11 protein-coding genes and 1 pseudogene are annotated in these 17,880 nt (G+C 60.8%); 5 read left to right on the forward strand and 7 right to left on the reverse strand.

Annotated features, from left to right (window positions below; genetic code table 11):
- Nucleotides 1-97: 97 nt before the first annotated feature.
- Genes E5221_RS07285 through wecB form a run of 3 tightly spaced genes read right to left on the reverse strand, consistent with a single transcriptional unit; the run spans nt 98 to nt 8,116 of the window.
- On the reverse strand, nt 98-5,701 hold the full coding sequence (locus tag E5221_RS07285; protein WP_247847076.1) for a glycosyltransferase: 5,604 nt from the start codon (nt 5,699-5,701) through the stop codon (nt 98-100).
- A 13-nt stretch (nt 5,702-5,714) separates the two neighbouring features.
- Nucleotides 5,715-6,977 (reverse strand): UDP-N-acetyl-D-mannosamine dehydrogenase, encoded by a 1,263-nt coding sequence (gene wecC, locus E5221_RS07290; protein ID WP_247847078.1) that lies wholly within the window; start codon nt 6,975-6,977, stop codon nt 5,715-5,717.
- A complete protein-coding gene (gene wecB, locus E5221_RS07295; protein ID WP_282189725.1) occupies nt 6,974-8,116 on the reverse strand; it encodes a UDP-N-acetylglucosamine 2-epimerase (non-hydrolyzing) in 1,143 nt (380 codons plus the stop codon). The genes wecC and wecB overlap by 4 nt, the downstream gene beginning before the upstream one ends.
- Nucleotides 8,117-8,806: 690 nt before the next feature.
- Between wecB and E5221_RS07300 the strand changes: the two genes are divergently transcribed.
- On the forward strand, nt 8,807-9,142 hold the full coding sequence (locus tag E5221_RS07300; protein WP_247847079.1) for a ComEA family DNA-binding protein: 336 nt from the start codon (nt 8,807-8,809) through the stop codon (nt 9,140-9,142).
- 278 nt (nt 9,143-9,420) lie between these two features.
- Here E5221_RS07300 and E5221_RS07305 read toward each other — a convergent pair whose 3' ends face one another.
- Complete coding sequence (locus E5221_RS07305; protein WP_010952850.1) at nt 9,421-9,588, reverse strand: DUF2897 family protein; 168 nt, start codon at nt 9,586-9,588, stop codon at nt 9,421-9,423.
- A gap of 181 nt (nt 9,589-9,769) precedes the next feature.
- Here E5221_RS07305 and pyrF point away from each other — a divergent pair, with 181 nt between their 5' ends.
- Nucleotides 9,770-10,471 carry an orotidine-5'-phosphate decarboxylase gene (pyrF, locus tag E5221_RS07310; RefSeq protein ID WP_015269338.1) on the forward strand — a complete coding sequence of 234 codons (702 nt, stop codon included), beginning with the start codon at nt 9,770-9,772 and terminating at the stop codon, nt 10,469-10,471.
- 198 nt (nt 10,472-10,669) lie between these two features.
- On the opposite strand, the gene E5221_RS07315 is transcribed toward pyrF, so the two are convergent.
- Together E5221_RS07315 and E5221_RS07320 are read right to left on the reverse strand one after the other, a co-directional pair.
- Nucleotides 10,670-10,945, reverse strand: coding sequence for a DUF3077 domain-containing protein (locus E5221_RS07315; protein ID WP_247847080.1), 276 nt, complete (start codon nt 10,943-10,945; stop codon nt 10,670-10,672).
- Between the two features lie 672 nt (nt 10,946-11,617).
- Complete coding sequence (locus E5221_RS07320; RefSeq protein ID WP_085721740.1) at nt 11,618-12,619, reverse strand: NADP-dependent oxidoreductase; 1,002 nt, start codon at nt 12,617-12,619, stop codon at nt 11,618-11,620.
- A gap of 175 nt (nt 12,620-12,794) precedes the next feature.
- On the opposite strand from E5221_RS07320, the gene E5221_RS07325 reads away from it, so the two are divergent.
- The 3 genes and pseudogenes from E5221_RS07325 (at nt 12,795) to E5221_RS07335 (ending at nt 16,271) form a co-directional block, all read left to right on the forward strand.
- A complete protein-coding gene (locus E5221_RS07325; protein WP_039614939.1) occupies nt 12,795-13,556 on the forward strand; it encodes an SDR family oxidoreductase in 762 nt (253 codons plus the stop codon).
- Nucleotides 13,557-13,769: 213 nt separating this feature from the next.
- A pseudogene (locus E5221_RS07330) lies at nt 13,770-14,015 on the forward strand (aminotransferase class I/II-fold pyridoxal phosphate-dependent enzyme); the annotation flags it as partial.
- Nucleotides 14,016-14,330: 315 nt separating this feature from the next.
- Nucleotides 14,331-16,271 carry a methyl-accepting chemotaxis protein gene (locus E5221_RS07335; RefSeq protein WP_247847081.1) on the forward strand — a complete coding sequence of 647 codons (1,941 nt, stop codon included), beginning with the start codon at nt 14,331-14,333 and terminating at the stop codon, nt 16,269-16,271.
- A 143-nt stretch (nt 16,272-16,414) separates the two neighbouring features.
- On the opposite strand, the gene E5221_RS07340 is transcribed toward E5221_RS07335, so the two are convergent.
- Nucleotides 16,415-17,605, reverse strand: a complete 1,191-nt coding sequence (locus tag E5221_RS07340; RefSeq protein ID WP_054572721.1) for a benzoate/H(+) symporter BenE family transporter — start codon at nt 17,603-17,605, stop codon at nt 16,415-16,417.
- Nucleotides 17,606-17,880 lie beyond the last annotated feature (275 nt).

Consider the following 17,880-nt stretch of genomic DNA (forward strand, 5'->3'; position numbering starts at 1 on the left):
CAGTTCGCCGACAGGTGATCGCCATGCCCGCTGCGGCGGCAAGCCTGCTGCCGCGCGGTCAGAGATGCCAACAGTTGGCTCGGCGCCGGGATCATGCTTAGCAAATCAGCTCGATTTCACGGTTGATGATTGAATGCTTGGCGGTCTGTTTTTCAACACGTGCACGCGCGGCAGCGGACATCTTGCAGAACAATTCTGGCGATTCGATCACCCGCGCAATACCGTCGGCCATTGCTTGTGCGTCATCGCCAGGAGCAAGAATCCCACAATCGTCATCGACGAACTCAGGGATCGCAGTAACAGCGTTTGTCACGGCCACCAGACCGGAAGCCATCGCTTCGTCACGGGAGACCCCTTGGGCATCCATGCGGGTCGGACAGAGGAACAAGCCATATTGTTTGTGCAGAGCTGCAATTTCTTGATGCTTGAGGAAGCCGCGCTCGATCGTCACGTTGCTGAACTTACGCAGTGGGGCGAGGGTTTCGTCGAACAACACGCCATCACCGATCATGCGGAACTCAAGATCGTGGAAATACGGTTTCTTCGCCAACAGTTCGATCGCTTTGACACTCAGGTCGTTTGCGTACTTGGCCGACGCATAAGGGCGGATTGACAGCAACTTCATACGCTGCGCTTCCGGCTTGGCCTGGTACGAGAAGGTTTCCGTATCGATCGGGTTATGAATGATTTCATAGCGGTCTTCAGGGATACGGAAGCCGACATCCTCCATGACTTCTTCAGCGAAGTAGCGGGATACGAATACCAGTTTCAAATTGGCTGGCATGTTGCTCAGGGTCTCGCGCCAGAACGCCATGCGCTTTTCGCTCTCGGATTTTGCCAGCGCCAGCTGATGTTCATCGGAGTAGTTATACTCGCGACGCCACCAAGGCTGTACCTCCGCCCCGTGCACCCACACCACTACCTTGACCCGATGAGTGAAGCGCTTGAGCACTTCCCACATTTCGGGGTCCAGGAAGTGCACCAGCACACTTTTGTACTGGCCACTTTCAAGCATCTTGGCGAGCGTGGTCTGACACCCGGTTACCACATCTACGTTCTGGAACTCGTGATAACTGACCGCCTGGTTCTTGCGCATGCGGAAGATGTCGACATTCAGGTTTTGCTCCTGATACGCAATCACACGGCTGTGCACAAAGCCATTGCGATACAGGTCTTCATAAGCCGGGTAATGGTTAGTGACAACCAGGTGTTGCGAACGGCCCAGCATTTCCGAAGGTTGCAGGTTGCGATGGCCCAGCACCAGAGCCTTGATTTCGGTGTTGCCGGAAGCGTAAGCGCGCAGGCCGAAGCGCACGAAGGCGGCCTCCGGCGGAACTTCGCAAGTCTGGTTACGGTTGGCGTGCTGCATCACGTGGCTGATCCGCTGCTTCTCGGCATCGAGGAACAACACAACCAGTTGCAGGTTCAAGCCAGGCGTGCAGTCGAGGTAGAGCTTGAGCTTCCGGTCCTGGATATTCAGCTGGTCCAGACTCGCTTCATTCAGCGCATACACATACTCGTGCTTGCCATCTGCCAGCTTGGAGCTCACGCGCCAGTTATCGAGATCAACGGCCAGGTCGAGAAACTTGTTGTGTTTGACTCCGAACATCCCGGCCAAGGTGCGGCCGGTGATTTCCGGCGAGTCATGGCTTACCTTAAGAGGCGCAATGGCCTGGGCCCGCGCCTGTAGCTGGTCGATGCTCATGCCAACGTTCAAGTCCAGGTCATCAACCTTGGGGCTGATGTGGCCCTGTTGTGCTGAACCGTTCTCGCAATAGTTGAACGGATCAATAGCCAGGCCTTGTTCGTGTACGTACTCCAGCGAGGGCAGGCCCTTCAACCAGTTGAGCAATGGCTGGCCGGCAACCATTTCGGTGGCCACCAACGCGCGGCGTGCGCTCAGCTTTTGAGCAGGGCGGTATGCCTGTTCATTCGCCCGCAGTTCGGCTTCTTGTCCCTTGCAGGTGAAGTGAGCGGCTTTACCCACCATCTGCGCACGGCTGTAGCGTGTTGCCAGGGCAAGGTCCAGCAGGTAATTGGGCCCGTAATAGTCGCCCGGTACGAACGCGGCAACCCACGGCGTATTGCCAACCAGTTCGCCAAGGCTGGATTTCTTCAGCTGGGCTGGCTTGAACACCAGAATACGAGGGTCATCGCTGACGATGCTGCTCTGATAGGCATCGGTGATGATGACCATGCGCACCTGGTTGTAGGTCTGACGGTTCAAGTGGGCGCGCAACATGTCGAACTGCTGGCGATCTTGCGCTTCGCAGACCACCACGATTTCCGGCAGGCGCTGGGCCTTGGTGGTGCCTGTCACCTTGCTGACAACATATTCCAGGCGCTGGGTGTAGGTGTGCTCCTGCATGACTTTACGCAGGGCGGCGAGCTTCAACTTGTCACTATTTAGTGGGTCTTGGGCTAGCAGTTGCAGGCGGCGCAGCATTTCTTCGCCGTTGTCGGTGGTGACGACCAGGTCGCCGAACAACAGGCGCACTCCGCGCGAGAAGTTGCTGACGGTGATGGTGTTGCAGCCCAGCAGCTCAAAAACTCGACGCGCGAACATCGATTGCGATTGCTTGATCGAGTTGAGGTTGATCGCGTAGCGGTAGCCCTTGTAAGCCGTGTCGATTTTCTCGAAAGGCAGGGTACCTACGATGTAAGGCTGGTATTCCTCGGGGAACTGATAGTTCGCATCATTTTTGCCGAAGTTGCGGTCGAAGATTTCCAGCGGACGGAACTTGGGCAGCTCGCAGACGAAGTTGCCTAGGTCGCGGGTACGCTCCGGGTAGCGGGCATAGTAGGCGCCGGCAAAGCAGAAAGCGTCTTTGCGTTCGTACAACTCGATCGGATTATGCAGCGCTGGCTGGCAGGCGAACGGCAGCAGGTAGACACGGTCGTGACCGAGTGCGCCCTTGTAGCGGTGGATGCAGTCGATATCGGTGGTGAACACGTGATCGAAATGCTTGGCCGTGGTCAAGAAGGTTTCGAAGTGAACCGGGTCTTCCTTGTTCCAGAACACGGTCGGTACTTTGTTCTGGCGGCACCAGGCCAGGATATCCTGCAGTTCCTGGCTGTTGTGGCCGACTTTGCTGCCCCACAGTTCGTCCTTGCCGCGCCAGGCTGATTCGATGAACAGCAATTCCGGGCCGAAACCTTCCAGCTCCGCTTTCCAGTTGCCAGGCGTCAGTTGCATCAGGTCGCATTCATAGCGGTAGGAACCGAAGGTGAATTCGTCCATGACGCACGCCACTTTCAGGCGGCTCAAGGGTTGATCGGCCTGAAGCAGCAGCGTAGCGCGGCTCTGCTCGCTAGTCGGCAGGGCCACTGGCAGTTTGAGGTAGTTCTCATCCTGGACAATCGGTGCAGGAGGCAGCAGGGCTTTCATCGGTTCGTTGGCGATGCGCTTCTGTTCATTCTGCTGGCGTTGCTGGCTGGCCTTGCGGTACAGCCGCAGCAAGCGAACCGGCAGTTTCACCAGCCCGCCCAGGGAAGTGGCGCTGCTCTTTATCTGATAGCCCAGCTGGTAAGTGATGCTGGTGCGTGTCTTGACCAGACGCTGTTCGGCCAGGTGACGTTGCGTATTGGCACGGTGCAGATCTGCATTGAGCTCATCGATCTTGCGCTGCTGCGCGGCACTGCGTTCCAGCAACTGATTGAGGTTGGCCTTGAGTTGCGGGATCTGTTCAGTACTGACGGTACGGTACTTCATGTTCGCCGCACCCAGGCCTGCTTTCGACGAATTGAGCTCGTTTTCCAGCTGCATGCGCAGGCTCTGCCATTGTTCGTTTGTAGCCGCCAGGCTCGCTTCTGCGGCTTCGCGGCTGGCAGTCTCGAGCGTCAACTGTTCGATCAACGCATCGTTGGCCTGATTCAGCGAGGCAATGGTTTCTGCCTGTTCCGTCTGGGCGTCCTGTGCTTGGGAGTTGGCCTGGGTCAGTGCGTGCAGTTGTTCCTCTAGACCATTGCGTAGCTCCACCAGGGTATTGATGGTGTTGGCCTGGGCAGCATGTTCACGCTCATTGCGTGCCTGTGTTTCGCTCATCGTCTGCAACTGGCTTTCCAACTCAGCCTGACGTGCTTTCAACAGGGCGATGGTTTCTGCCTGTGCAGCATCGGCCCGTTGGGTTTGGGCCTGCAATTCCTTCATATACTCCAACTCGCTTTCAAGTTCGGCTTCCAGTTCCGCTTGGCGCATGCGCAGCGAAGTGATGCACTCATCTTTATCGGCAATATCCTGATTGCTCGTTTTTTGCAGCTGGTTCATTGCCTGTTTCTGCGTCTCCAGCGTGGCCTCCGAGGTCGCCAGTCGTTCGCGCAAGGAAGCAATGGTGTCTTCCAAGGCTGCGCTTGTCTGATCCGCCTGGGCTTGAGTTTCGGCCGATACCTGCCGTTGGCTTTCAAGGTCGGCTTGCAGAGCCGCCTGCTTGGCCCGAAGGGCAGTGATGGCTTCTATGTGACCGTCAATGGTCTGTTCGGCTTCGGTTGTTGCCTGTAGCTGATTTTCCAGCTTGGCTTGCATGGCGGCTTGCTGGGCACGAAGCACAGTAATTGTTTCTACATGACCATCGTTGATCTGCCGGGCTTGCACAAGTTGCCCGGACGATGCCGCTTCAAGCTCCGCCAGTTCCTGAATCCGCTGCCCCAGTTGGTCGTTGGCTGCAGCCAGTTCCCGGCATGCCTGGCTCCGAGCTTCTTCAAGCGCCTCGATTTGCTGTTCGAACTGGGCATGTTGCTTGGCACTAGCGAGATTTTTCGCGTTCGCCTCGTCCAGCTTGGCCCTGAGCGACTCGAGCTCTTCATTGAGTTCCAGAGTGCTGCGCGCGGCGGCCTGTTGAATTGCCGCAATGTCGGCATCACGGGTGTGCAGCTGTCTGGATAGCGCTTCAGCGTTCTGCGCTTCGGCCTTGAGATGGGCAATCTGTTCGTTGGCAGTGCGATACTTCTTGTTGGTATCCTCCAACTGCTTAGCGGTTACACCGAGGCTGGCGCGCAAAGCGCGCTCAATGGATTCGAAGGCTTTCTCAAGCTCCCGGACGCGATCGATCGTCAGCGAGTCAATAACGCCGGGCCTATGCGCTTCGCTCTTCACCGCCACAATACCCAGCCACTTGCCTAGCATCTTCACTTCAACGATCTGAAGATGCTCAGCCAGCAGTCGGAACGGCTCCATCAGGTAGAACGTGTGCTTGTGGTCAATGAAGTCATTGACCCCGAACGGCACGGTAATCACCAGGCGCCCCCCCTGCTTGAGCAGGTCGCGGGCTTTCTCGATGAACAGCTCTGGCCGCACCAGGTGTTCAAGCACTTCGCTGATGACAACGGTGTCCGGTTCTATCTCCAGCGTATCCAGCGCGAGGAAGTCCGAATTGATATACGTGACGTTCTGCTGGATGTGGGCCGGTTCAGCAGCCAGGTAGGCCTTGGCTTCTTCGATGGCTTGCGGGCTGGTGTCCACACCGGTGACCTGGCAGCCCTCACGGGCCAGCAGCAGGGGAACGATGCCCTGCGAGCAGCCGACATCCAGGATCCGGCGCCCTTTGACCTGGGCGCAGATCCAGTGGATGCGGGACTGCGTTTCCCGCATGAACTGATCCCCCAGCTTGCCGTAATAGGCTTCCATCACGCGGTCATGTATATCGGCCAAAGGTGAAGGCAGCTCAGTGTTCACGGTAGGTTTCTCAAGCGTGGGGTTGTTCATGCGGTTTGATCCATCAAGCCTGGGTGACGCCAGCGGCGTCGATCACGAATGCTGCTTCACGTACATTGAAGGTGCCGCGGAATTCGCGGTGCTTCACCAGCAGTACGTGGATGTCGGCGCTATCCTGCGCGTAGTCGAACGCCACATGCTCGTGGCGCGCCAGGCGCTGCGGCAAGGCTTCAATGTTCGGTTCCACCAGTTGCAGGGTGGCTTCCAGCTCATTGCCCAGGCGCTCGGCGATGCTCAGGGCCGGGCTTTCGCGCAGGTCGTCGATATCGGCCTTGAAGGCCAGGCCGTAGCAGGCAATTCTCACTTGCTGGGCCGACTTGCCTGGGTTCTTGATCAGGAAGTTGGCCAGGGCCATCTTGACCTTGTCGATCACCCACTCGGGCTTGCTGTCGTTGACCACGCGAGCGGTGCGGATCAGGCGCGCCTGTTCTGGGGTCTGGCTGACAATGAACCAGGGGTCGACGGCGATGCAGTGGCCGCCCACGCCAGGGCCTGGCTGCAGGATGTTGACGCGCGGGTGGTGGTTGGCCAGGCGAATCAGCTCCCACACGTCGATGTCCAGCTTGTCGCAGATGATCGACAGTTCGTTGGCGAAGGCAATGTTCACGTCGCGGAAGCTGTTTTCGGTCAGCTTGCACATTTCGGCGGTGCGGGCGTTGGTGACGATGCACTCGCCCTCAACGAAGGTGCGGTACAGGCGTACGGCCGCTTCGGAGCACTTCCTGGTCATGCCGCCGATGATGCGGTCGTTTTCCACCAGCTCGCGCAGCACATGGCCTGGCAGTACGCGCTCAGGGCAGTGGGCAACGCGGATGTCGGAGTCTTCGCCGTGGGTTTGCGGGAAGCTCAGGTCGGGGCGGGCCTGTGCCAGCCAGAAGGCCATCTGCTCGGTGGCGCCGACCGGGGAGGTGGACTCCAGGATGACCAGGTCACCCTTTTTCAGCACGGGCGCGATGGCCTTGCTGGCGGATTCGATGTAGCTCAGGTCCGGCTGGTGGTCATCTATGAACGGGGTCGGCACGGCGATCAGGAAGGCATCGGCAGCTTCCGGAACGGTGGAGGCACGCAGGAAGCCTTCGGTTACGGCGGCGTGTACCACCATGTCCAGCTCAGGCTCGACGATGTGGATTTCGCCACGGTTGATGGTGTCGACTGCGTGCTGGTTTACATCGATACCGATCACTTGCTTCTTGCGGGCGGCGAAAACGGCGGCGGTTGGCAGGCCGATATAGCCCAGGCCTACGACGGAAATCTTGCTGAAGCTCATGCTACTTCCTTGGAACGGGAGAAGTTGGAAAGTGCGTCGAGGATTCGCGCGCACGCTTTTCCATCGCCGTAGGGGTTGTGGGCGAAGCTCATCTCGCTATAGGTCGCATCGTCGGTGAGCAGCTTCGCCAGGTGTTCGGTGATCGAAGCCACGTCGGTACCCACCAGCTTGACGGTACCGGCGGCCACGGCTTCCGGGCGCTCGGTGGTGTCACGCATGACCAGTACCGGCTTGCCCAGGGCAGGGGCTTCTTCCTGGATACCACCGGAGTCGGTCAGGATCAGGTAGGAACGGGTCATCAGGTAAACGAACGGCAGGTAATCCAGCGGCTCGATCAGGTGAATGTTGTTGACGTCGGCCAGCAGACGGTTGACCGGTTCGCGCACGTTCGGGTTGAGGTGTACCGGGTAGACGATGTCCACATCAGGGAATTGACGCGCGGTTTGCACCAGCGCCTGGCAGATGCGCTCGAAACCGCCACCAAAGTTTTCGCGGCGGTGGCCGGTGACCAGCACCATGCGGCGCTCGGGGTTCAGGAAGCTGAACTGGTTTTCGAACTGGCTTTTCAGCTTGGGGCTTTCCAGCTTGCGGACCACTTCCAGCAGCGCGTCGATCACGGTGTTGCCGGTGGTGTAGATGGTCGTGGCGTCGGTGCCCTCACGCAGCAGGTTGTCCTGCGAGGTGGAGGTGGGCGCGAAGTGCAGTGCGGCCAGCGCGCCCGTCAGGCGGCGGTTGCCTTCTTCCGGCCATGGCGAATAAAGGTTGCCAGTGCGCAGGCCGGCTTCCACGTGGGCAATCGGAATCTGCTGGTAGTACGCGGCCAGGCTGGTGGCCAGGGTTGTTGCGGTGTCGCCGTGCACCAGTACCACGTCGGGCTTGAACTCAGCCAGCACAGGCTTGAGACCCCGCAGGATGGCAGTGGTCACATCGGTCAGGTCCTGACCGGGCTTCATAATGTTCAAGTCATAGTCGGGCGTGATCTCGAACAGCTCCAGTACCTGGTCGAGCATCTGGCGGTGCTGGCCAGTTACGCAAACACGCGACTCGAAACGGTCATCTTGGGCAAGGTTGAGGGCCAGGGGGGCCATTTTGATGGCCTCTGGGCGGGTGCCAAATACGGTGAGGGTCTTGAGGGACACGGCGACGGTCTTCTGTGTATTGAGTAAAGGCGATTGGATCTGGTGTTTACGGGGTGCAGATCACAGGTATTGCGCAAATCGGCCGGGGGGAGTGGCCTAGGGGGCTCCACACACGCAAGCGCGAACGGGGGGCTTTGAAGGTGGTGAAGAAAAATTCATGTGGCTCGGATCCTTCAAGCGTAGCGGTTGTCCAATGACCGCAAATTTATCATTTCGTCATCAAGATGACATCCCATGTGGCACGTTTTTTTCCGCTGATCGCCCGAATTTGCCCAAATCTATCGGGCGATTGGATCCTATTTTGAAGGTTACATCAAAAAAAACGATTGTTTGATGTTATTCAGACATCATGCCAATAAAGTCAATACAACCGAGACATACGACGAATGGGCTGGGGCCTTGTCCGGCAAGGGTTGTAGGAAAAACAACCTCTTTTGGTCTGAATGAAACCTTAGATAAACGGGAATTTACCTAGCGGCGATTTGCTATCGCCTTTATTTCATAAACTTATCCTGAATAGTGGCGTAAAGCCATTGCTTTTGGGTGGGCGAAGTTGCCTTTTTTAATGTCGGATTCGGTAACGATTAACTGGGTCGAGTGCCTTTTTGCAAAACGGCAGAGCCGCTAGGGTTGATTGCGCAGCTGAAGGAAACCGGCTGCTGGAAAATGACCAACCCAGGAGTGTTCACCATGCGTAACAACGTTCTGTCGTACTTGCTGCTGCCGCTGTTCGCCAGCCTGTCCTTTTCCCTTAGCGCCGCCCCGGCCAGCACCACGGCGATGGCCGAGCCGGTGCCGGTGGTAACCCCGCAGCAGGCCCAGCAGCCGCAGCGGCTGGACCTGAACACGGCTGATGCGCTTACTTTGCAGAAGGAGTTGAACGGGATCGGGAAGGCCAAGGCTGAGGCCATAGTGGCCTACCGGGAGGCCAATGGGCCGTTTGCTTCGGTGGATGAGCTGCTGGAGATCAAGGGGATTGGTAATGCGTTGCTGGAGCGTAACCGGGACAAGGTGATGGTGGAATAGGGGGAGGGGGCTGGGGTTTGTGTCCTGGCCCTGCCTTTGATAAAGATTCAATTCAGAGAACTGAATCCAAAAGCGGTCTGCGTACCCTGTGGGAGCGGCTTTAGCCGCGAACAACCAAACGCGGTGCATGGCACCGGCTGCGCCGGTATTCGCGGCTAAAGCCGCTCCCACAGGGACCCTGCTGATTCAATGAGTTATGTGCAATTCTATGAAAGCGGCCTTGCGACGGTACATGGACCGTATCAGCGGTCAGATCGTGCCAGCGACCAGCGGGGGTGCTAGCGGTCCTGCGCATCCTTGGCATCCGCTTCGGCATTGCGCTCATGTACCTTGCGCAGCTGTTCTTCGGTCAGTGGCAGTTTTTTTGCGGTGTCGCGCAGCAGCATCAGCCCGCCGACGATCGAGCCGAGGGCTATGATGAGTATCAGCCAGGCATACCAGGGCATTGTCGTTCTCCTTTGCTGGTGATGGGCAGCGCTTGTACAAATCTTGAGCAATTGCCCGTTCCGTTGGTTCAATTATAGGAGCCAGCCACTGTCGGGCCAATTCCGTGACCCGCGGGCCCCAAAGCCTGCGCCACTTCGTTTACAATGCGCGCCGTTTTCGACTTGCCAAGAGACCCTGCCCATGTCCGCCTGCCAGACGCCCCTGATCGTCGCCCTGGATTTCCCTACCCGTGAGGCCGCCCTGAAGCTGGCTGACCAGCTTGACCCTGCGCTGTGCCGGGTGAAGGTTGGCAAGGAGCTGTTCACCAGCAGTGCTTCGGGCATTGTCGAAACCCTGTGCGACAAGGGCTTCGAAGTGTTCCTGGACCTCAAGTTCCACGACATCCCCAACACCACCGCCATGGCGGTGAGGGCTGCGGCCGAGATGGGTGTGTGGATGGTGAACGTGCATTGCTCCGGTGGCCTGCGCATGATGGCGGCCTGCCGCGAAGAGCTGGCCAAGCGCAGCGGCCCGCAGCCGTTGCTGATTGGCGTGACTGTGCTGACCAGCATGGAGCGTGAAGACCTGGCCGGTATCGGCCTGGATGTCGACCCGCAAGAGCAGGTGCTGCGCCTGGCGGCGCTGGCCGAGAAGGCTGGTATGGACGGTTTGGTGTGCTCGGCGCTGGAAGCCCCGGCACTGAAGGCTGCGCACCCGTCGCTGCAACTGGTGACCCCGGGCATTCGCCCGGCGGGCAGCGCGCAGGATGACCAGCGCCGTATCCTCACCCCGCGCCAGGCACTGGATGCGGGTTCGGATTACCTGGTGATCGGCCGGCCGATCAGCCAGGCTGCCGACCCGGCGCAGGCGTTGGCTGCGGTTGTGGCGGAGATTCGTGGGTAAGTAGAAGTAGCCCGCGTTGTGAAGAAAGGCCGGCACGAGAGTGCTGGCCTTTTTTGTTTGGCTTGGTGCATGCACCGCCTTTGGCGGTGATCGCCGGCAAGCCGGCTCCCACAGAAGAGCGCAGCCTCACAGGCAGAGCTGGACCTGTGGGAGCGGGCGAGTCAGCTTTTGTATTTTGGGTTGTTCCCACAAAGCCTGTCAGTGCAGTTTGTTCTTGGCCAGTTCGATGTCGTTCATCAGGGCCTTGGCCATGGCCAGCAGGTAATCGGCTGAGCCCAGCAGCTTGTGGTCATCTTCCATGTCGCCTTCGCGTACAAGGTGCTTGATGTAGCCCAGCAGGACTGACACGTGCTCGTAGGCATCATCGATCGGTATGCCGGGTTGTACGCGGAGCAGGTCGAGGGTGGGGTTGCCAGCTTCGAGGAAGGTTTCCAGGCCTGCGGTGAGGATGGGGGAGGGGATGTACTTTTTCATGGTGAAAATCCAGTGCGTGATGAGGAGCAACCACCCGGATCTTTCTCACGGACAAAGGTGGCAGCCATTGCGCGGGGTGAGAAACCGGTGCACTGACGCCGGCCAAGCCGAAGCCTGCCCGCGAATGGCTGCCATTGAACAGTGGAGCAGCAGTGCATAACAGGTTCTCACACCCGGTCACCAACATGGCGACCCGGTGAAGTTATCCCTGAGGGATTTCCCCGACAATTCAGCTGCTTCCGACCGCTGCGTAGGATAGTTCGCTTGCTGCTTCAAGCTGAAGCGGTGGGGGCAAGGTTCAGGAAAGTCTGACGCGCTGCGAACGCGGTGCTGCAGTTATCGCCGGGGCCGCTGTGCGGCCCAATCGCCGGCAAGCCAGCTCTCATAGAACAACACATGACTCATTGGTTCGGCGAGGTTCTGTAGGAGCAGCCTTGTGCTGCGAAGAGGTCGGTACTGACAAAGCCTGTCTGTTGCTTGTACCGGCCTCTTCGCAGCACAAGGCTGCTCCTACAAAGGACGCGTCAGACGAGCGATATTTGTTCTCTGCGCGACAGCGCAGCCCAAAAGGGCTGGGTAATCTCTCACAGGTACAGCGTCGGGCTCGACGGTGGCGCTGTACCTGTGGGAGCTGGCTTGCCGGCGATGAGGCCAGTGTTGGCTACCTCAATCTCAAACCTTCAGCACCAACTTGCCAAAATTCTCCCCACTGAACAGCTTCAGCAAGGTCTCGGGGAAGGTCTCCAGCCCTTCCACCACATCCTCCTTGCTCTTCACCTGCCCGCTGGCCAGCCACCCGGCAATCTCCAGCGCGGCCTTGCCGTAATCCTTGGCGTAATCCATCACCACGAAGCCTTCCATGCGCGCGCGGTTCACCAGCAGCGACAGGTAGTTGGCCGGGCCTTTCACCGCTTCCTTGTTGTTGTACTGGCTGATCGCGCCGCAAATCACGATGCGTGCCTTGAAATTGATGCGGGTCAGCACGGCGTCGAGGATGTCGCCGCCGACGTTGTCGAAGTACACGTCCACGCCTTTGGGGCATTCGCGCTTCAGGCCGGCCAGCACGTCTTCGGCCTTGTAGTCGATCACCCCATCAAAGCCCAGTTCGTCCTTCAGGTACTGGCACTTCTCGGCGCCGCCGGCAATGCCGACCACGCGGCAGCCTTTGATCTTGGCAATTTGCCCGACAATGCTGCCCACCGCGCCAGCCGCGCCGGAAATGACCACGGTGTCACCGGCCTTGGGCTGGCCGACGTCCAGCAGGGCGAAGTAGGCGGTCATGCCGGTCATGCCCAGCGCCGACAGATAGCGGGGCAGGGGCGCCAGGTTGGGGTCGATCTTGTGCAGGCCCTGGGGTTCGCCAGTGAAGTAGTCCTGCACGCCAAGGGCGCCGCTTACATGGTCGCCCGGCTTGTAACTGGGATGGTTGGAGGCAACAACCTCGCCAACACCCAGCGCGCGCATCACCTGGCCCAGGGCCACGGGCGGGATGTAGGACTTGCCTTCGTTCATCCAGCCGCGCATGGCCGGGTCCAGCGACAGGTACAGGTTGCGCACCAGCACCTGGCCTTCGCCGGGTTGTTCGGCGGGCACGGTCTCGAAGCTGAAGTCGTCACGGCGCACGGCGCCGACCGGGCGTTTGGCGAGCAGGAAGCGGCGGTTGGTGTTGGTCATGGCGGGTCCTTGTGGGCAATGGAAGGGGGAGGCGTCAAATCTACCCTGTTGATGTAGGCAGGTCCTTAACATCACTGACAAGCATGGTAGCCCAACCGGTGGGGTGATGATGCTGCCCGGGCGGGTGGTGGCTGACTATGCTCTGAACCCCACCAAGCACGCTTTGGAGCACGCGATGAGCATGACCTTTTCCGGCCAGGTAGCCCTGGTCACCGGCGGCGCCGCCGGCATCGGCCGGGCAACCGCCCTGGCTTTCGCCCAGGAGGGCCTGAAGGTGGTGGTGGCCGACCTCGACCCGGCCGGTGGCGAGGCCACTGTGGCCCTGATCCACGCTGCGGGCGGGGAGGCGCTGTTCATTGCCTGCGACGTTACTCGTGACGCCGAGGTGCGCCAACTGCACGAGCGCCTGATCGCCGCCTATGGCCGGCTGGACTATGCCTACAACAACGCAGGTATCGAGATAGAGCAGGGCCGCCTGGCCGAGGGCAGCGAGGCGGAGTTCGATGCCATCATGGGCGTCAACGTGAAGGGTGTGTGGCTGTGCATGAAGTACCAGCTGCCGTTGCTGTTGGCCCAGGGCGGTGGGGCCATCGTCAATACCGCTTCGGTGGCGGGCTTGGGCGCGGCGCCGAAGATGAGCATCTACAGCGCCTCCAAGCACGCGGTGATCGGCCTGACCAAGTCGGCGGCCATCGAATACGCCAAGAAGGGCATCCGGGTGAATGCGGTGTGCCCGGCGGTGATCGACACCGACATGTTCCGCCGCGCCTATGAGGCCGACCCACGCAAGGCCGAGTTTGCCGCTGCCATGCATCCGGTGGGGCGCATTGGCAAGGTCGAGGAAATTGCCAGCGCCGTGCTGTACCTGTGCAGTGATGGCGCGGCGTTTACCACAGGGCATTGCCTGGCAGTGGATGGTGGGGCTACGGCGATCTGAGCCGATATCGATGTGGCCTTCTTCGCGGGTAAACCCGCTCCCACAGGTACTGCACCGCTCTCGGGTTGGGTGCGATCTGTGGGAGCGGGTTCACCCGCGAAAGGGTCGGGCCTGCCCACTCTGATGCCAGCCCACCCCCATCACCAGACACACCGCCAACCCTTTATGCTTAACTGTTTGCTCAAAACCAGCGAACGTTGGCGCGCGGCCACCGAGCTGGCCCAGGCAGTGCGTCAGGTAAGCCGTGGCAACCCGCAGGACCTGTTCGACTATTGCCCACCCCTGGGCCTGGCCAGCCTGCGCCAACAGCTGCACAAGCGCCTGGCGCAGCTGGGCATCGCCGCCGGCCCCGAACGTATCCTCACCACCCACGGCGCCAGCCACGGCCTGGACCTGCTGGTGCGCACCCTGCTGCGTCCGGGCGACACGGTCCTTGTGGAAAACCCCGGCTACTACAACCGTCTGGGCCCGGGTGCCAGGCCGCGATTTTGCCAGCCTGGAGCGCCTTGCACTGGAACACGACGTGCTGCTCACCCCCGGCAGCGCCTTCGATTACCAGGGCGCGGCCAGCGCCTGGCTGCGCATCAATGTCGCTTACGGGCAGGACTCCCGCGCCCAGGCCTTCCTTCAGCACGCAGGGCGACCTCTGCCAAGCTGATAGCGACACGCTCATAGCTATTTGACACTATTCTGACGTCAGGCCCTTGTTCATCGGCTGGCAACGTTGCCACCCTTGGCCTTCGGGATAACCTCGCACGCAGAAGGGGAATCGGCATGGGCACGAGCAAGCACGGTGTGCTGGCGAACCTGGGCATGGCACGCAAACTCGGCCTGGGCTTTGCCCTGGTGCTGGTGCTGACCCTGGCGGTGGCCGGCATTGGCATTGCCGCGTTGCACAGCGTTGGCCAGCGCTTCGACAGCTTGCGCCAGCTGGCCCAGTTCAATACTGACCTGCTGCGCTTGCGCCAGCACGAGCAGGCATTTGCCCTGCGCTCCGACCTGCAGCAGGCCGAGGCCTTGCGCAGCGGCTTGCAGGGCCTGGTCGAACGCGCCCGTGGCCTGCCGGCGCTGGCGGCGGCGGAAACCGACCTGGCAGCCTATGGCCAGGCGTTCGAGGCCTTTGTCGAGGCGGTGCAGGCCAAGGAGCTGGCGCTGGACATGGCCAGTTGGTCGGTGTCCAGCGTGGCCAATAACCTCGACGTACTGCAGGCCGGCCTGGCCGATGACGGCGTGTATACCCTCAAGCAGTCCCAGGGCCAGCAGGGCGGCGCGTTCCTCGAGCAGGCCGCGCAGGTGGCGCAGGTGTCGCGGCTGATGCTGCAGGCCATGGACGAAGCGCGGGTACGCCTGGAAAAAAGCCGCAAGGGCGAAGAGGGCGTCAGCCAGGAACGCATCGCCCAGACTGTAGAGGCCGCCAGCCTGGTTAGCCAGTTGCAGGGCGCTGTCAGCGATGCCGGCTACCAGAGTGTGTTGGGCGAAGTGGCGGGGCACATTGGTAGCTTCTCGGAAAAGCTTAACGAATACACGGACCAACTGGCCCGCGAGCAGGGCTTGAAGGCGCAGTTGCAGGCCAGTGCCGAGCAAGTCACCAACCGGGTCGACCAGGCTTACCTGGGGCAGGAGCAGGCCCTGCAGGGCGAACTGCAACGCAATGCCGTGGCCATCGGCCTGGCTACCGCATTGGCGCTGCTGGTAGGTGTGCTGGCAGCCTGGCTGATCACCCGCGCCGTGGTCGGCCCGCTCAAGCATGTGATTGCCCGCGCCCAGCGCATCGCTGCCGGCGAGCTGAGCTTCGACGCCCAGGCACCACGTCGTGACGAAGTAGGGCAGCTGATGCAGGCCATGCAGCAGATGGCGGCTGGCCTGTCGGGCATTGTCAGCGGTTTGCAGCAGGGCATCGAGCAACTGGCCGGCAATGCGCAGGCGCTGTCGGCGGTGACCGAACAGACCAACCGCGAGGTGGGCAGCCAGAAGGAAGAGACCGAGCAGGTGGCTACCGCCATGCAGCAGATGACCGCCACCGTGCACGATGTGGCGCGTAATGCCGAAGAGGCGGCGCAGGCGGCCCAGGCTGCGGATGAGAAGGTTGATTCCGGGCAACAGGTGGTGCGCCAGAGCATGCAGCGCATCGAGCAACTGGCGTCGGCGGCGGAGACGGCCAGCGCCGGTATCGACAGCCTCAGTGCCGAGATCCACACCATTGGCGACGTGCTGGAAGTGATCAAGAGCGTGGCTGAGCAGACCAACCTGCTGGCGCTGAATGCTGCTATCGAAGCCGCCCGCGCGGGTGAGCAGGGGCGTGGCTTTGCCGTGGTCGCTGACGAGGTGCGTGCGCTGGCGCGGCGTACCCGGCAGTCTACCGAGCAGATCGAGACCTTGGTCGCCAGCCTGCGGGGCAATGCCCAGCAGTCGGTGGCGCAGATTCGCGGCAGTACCGAGCTGGTGCGTTTGGCGGTGGCCGATGCGCTGCAAACCGAAAGCGCGCTGGGCAGTATCGCGGCGGCGGTGTCATTGATCCAGCAGATGAACCAGCAGATTGCCGCGGCGGCCGAGCAGCAGAGCTCGGTGGCAGAAGAGATCAGCCGCAGTGTCACGCAGATCCGTGGTAGTGCCGATCAGGCGGCGTTGGCGATGCAGGATAATGCCCGGTCGAGTATCGAGCTGGCGCAGCTGGGTACCGACCTGAAGGGGATGGTGGGGCATTTCAGGTTGTGATCTGGACCTGGGGCTTGTGTTGCCTGTACCGGCCCCTTCGCGGGTAAACCCGCTCCCACAGGAATACCACAATGCTGAATATTGTGTGATCCCTGTGGGAGCGGGTTTACCCGCGAAGAGGCCAGTACAGGCAACAAATACCTTCAGGCCCTGCGCGGGTTGAGGATCATCAAGGCCAGTACCCCCGCCACAATCCCCCAGAACGCCGAGCCGATCGAGAACAAGGTCAGCCCCGAAGCGGTCACCATGAAGGTAATCACCGCCGCCTCCCGTTCGCGCGCTTCGCTCATTGCCACGGTCAGCCCGTTCATGATCGAGCCGAACAGCGCCAGCGCCGCAATCGATAGCACCAGCTCTTTCGGCAGCGCCGCAAACAGCGCCGCCAAGGTCGCGCCGAACACCCCGGCAATGCCATAGAAAATCCCGCACCACACCGCCGCGGTATAACGTTTGGCCGGGTCTTCATGGGCATGCGGCCCGGTGCAGATTGCCGCGCTGATCGCCGCCAGGTTGACCCCATGCGAACCAAACGGCGCCAGCAGCAGCGAGGCAAAGCCGGTGGCCGAGATCAGCGGCGAGGCCGGCACCTGGTAGCCGTCGGCGCGCAGCACGGCCACACCCGGCATGTTCTGCGAGGTCATCGCCACCACGAACAGCGGAATGCCAATGCTGATGGTCGCCGCCAGCGAGAAGCTTGGCGTGGTCCACACCGGCGTGGCCATCTCCAGCCGGAAGCCGCTGAAGTCCAGCAGGCCCAGGGCGCCGGACAGCGCCGTACCCACCAATAGCGCGGCCAGCACGCAGTAACGCGGCGACAGGCGTTTGACCAGCAGGTAGCTGAAGAACATGCCCAGTACCAGCAGGGTGCGATGCTGGGCGGCAACGAAGATTTCGCTGCCGATCTTGAACAGGATACCCGCCAGCAGCGCCGAGGCCAGCGAGGCCGGGATGCGCTTGACCAGGCGCTCGAAGCTGCCGGTCAGGCCACAGATCAGCACCAGCACGGCACAGGTGATGTAGGCGCCGATCGCTTCGCCATAGCTGACCCCGCCCAGGCTGGTGATCAGCAGGGCGGCGCCGGGGGTGGACCAGGCCACGGTGATCGGTGTGCGGTAACGCAGCGACAGGCCGATGCTGCACACCGCCATGCCGATCGACAACGCCCAGATCCATGAGGAAATCTGCGCGGTGGTCAGCCCGGCTGCCTGGCCGGCCTGGAACATCAGCACCAGCGAGCTGGTATAGCCGGTGAGCATGGCGATGAAGCCGGCGACCACCGCCGACGGGGAGCTGTCTGCCAGGGGCCGCAGGCGTATGGAAGTGGCGTCGGTCATGAACAAAATCCTTGTAAAGGTGTAAGCAGTTTTTTCAGACTACAGCGAGCAAGGTTGATCCTTGCCATACAGCGGCCATTGCTTTTAGCCGTACAGTCGCCAACTATTGGGTGAAAATGCAGAACTGCACAGGCAGCCACAAGAATGGTGCCCGCTTTTGTAGGAGCAGCCTTGTGCTGCGAAGAGGCCGTTTCAGCCCATGCAGGTGCTGCGCCTGTAACGGCCTCTTCGCAGCACAAGGCTGCTCCTACAGGGCCAGGCGAGATCTTTGGCAT

This window comes from Pseudomonas sp. A2 (assembly GCF_023100865.1).
GTDB lineage: Bacteria > Pseudomonadota > Gammaproteobacteria > Pseudomonadales > Pseudomonadaceae > Aquipseudomonas > Aquipseudomonas asiatica.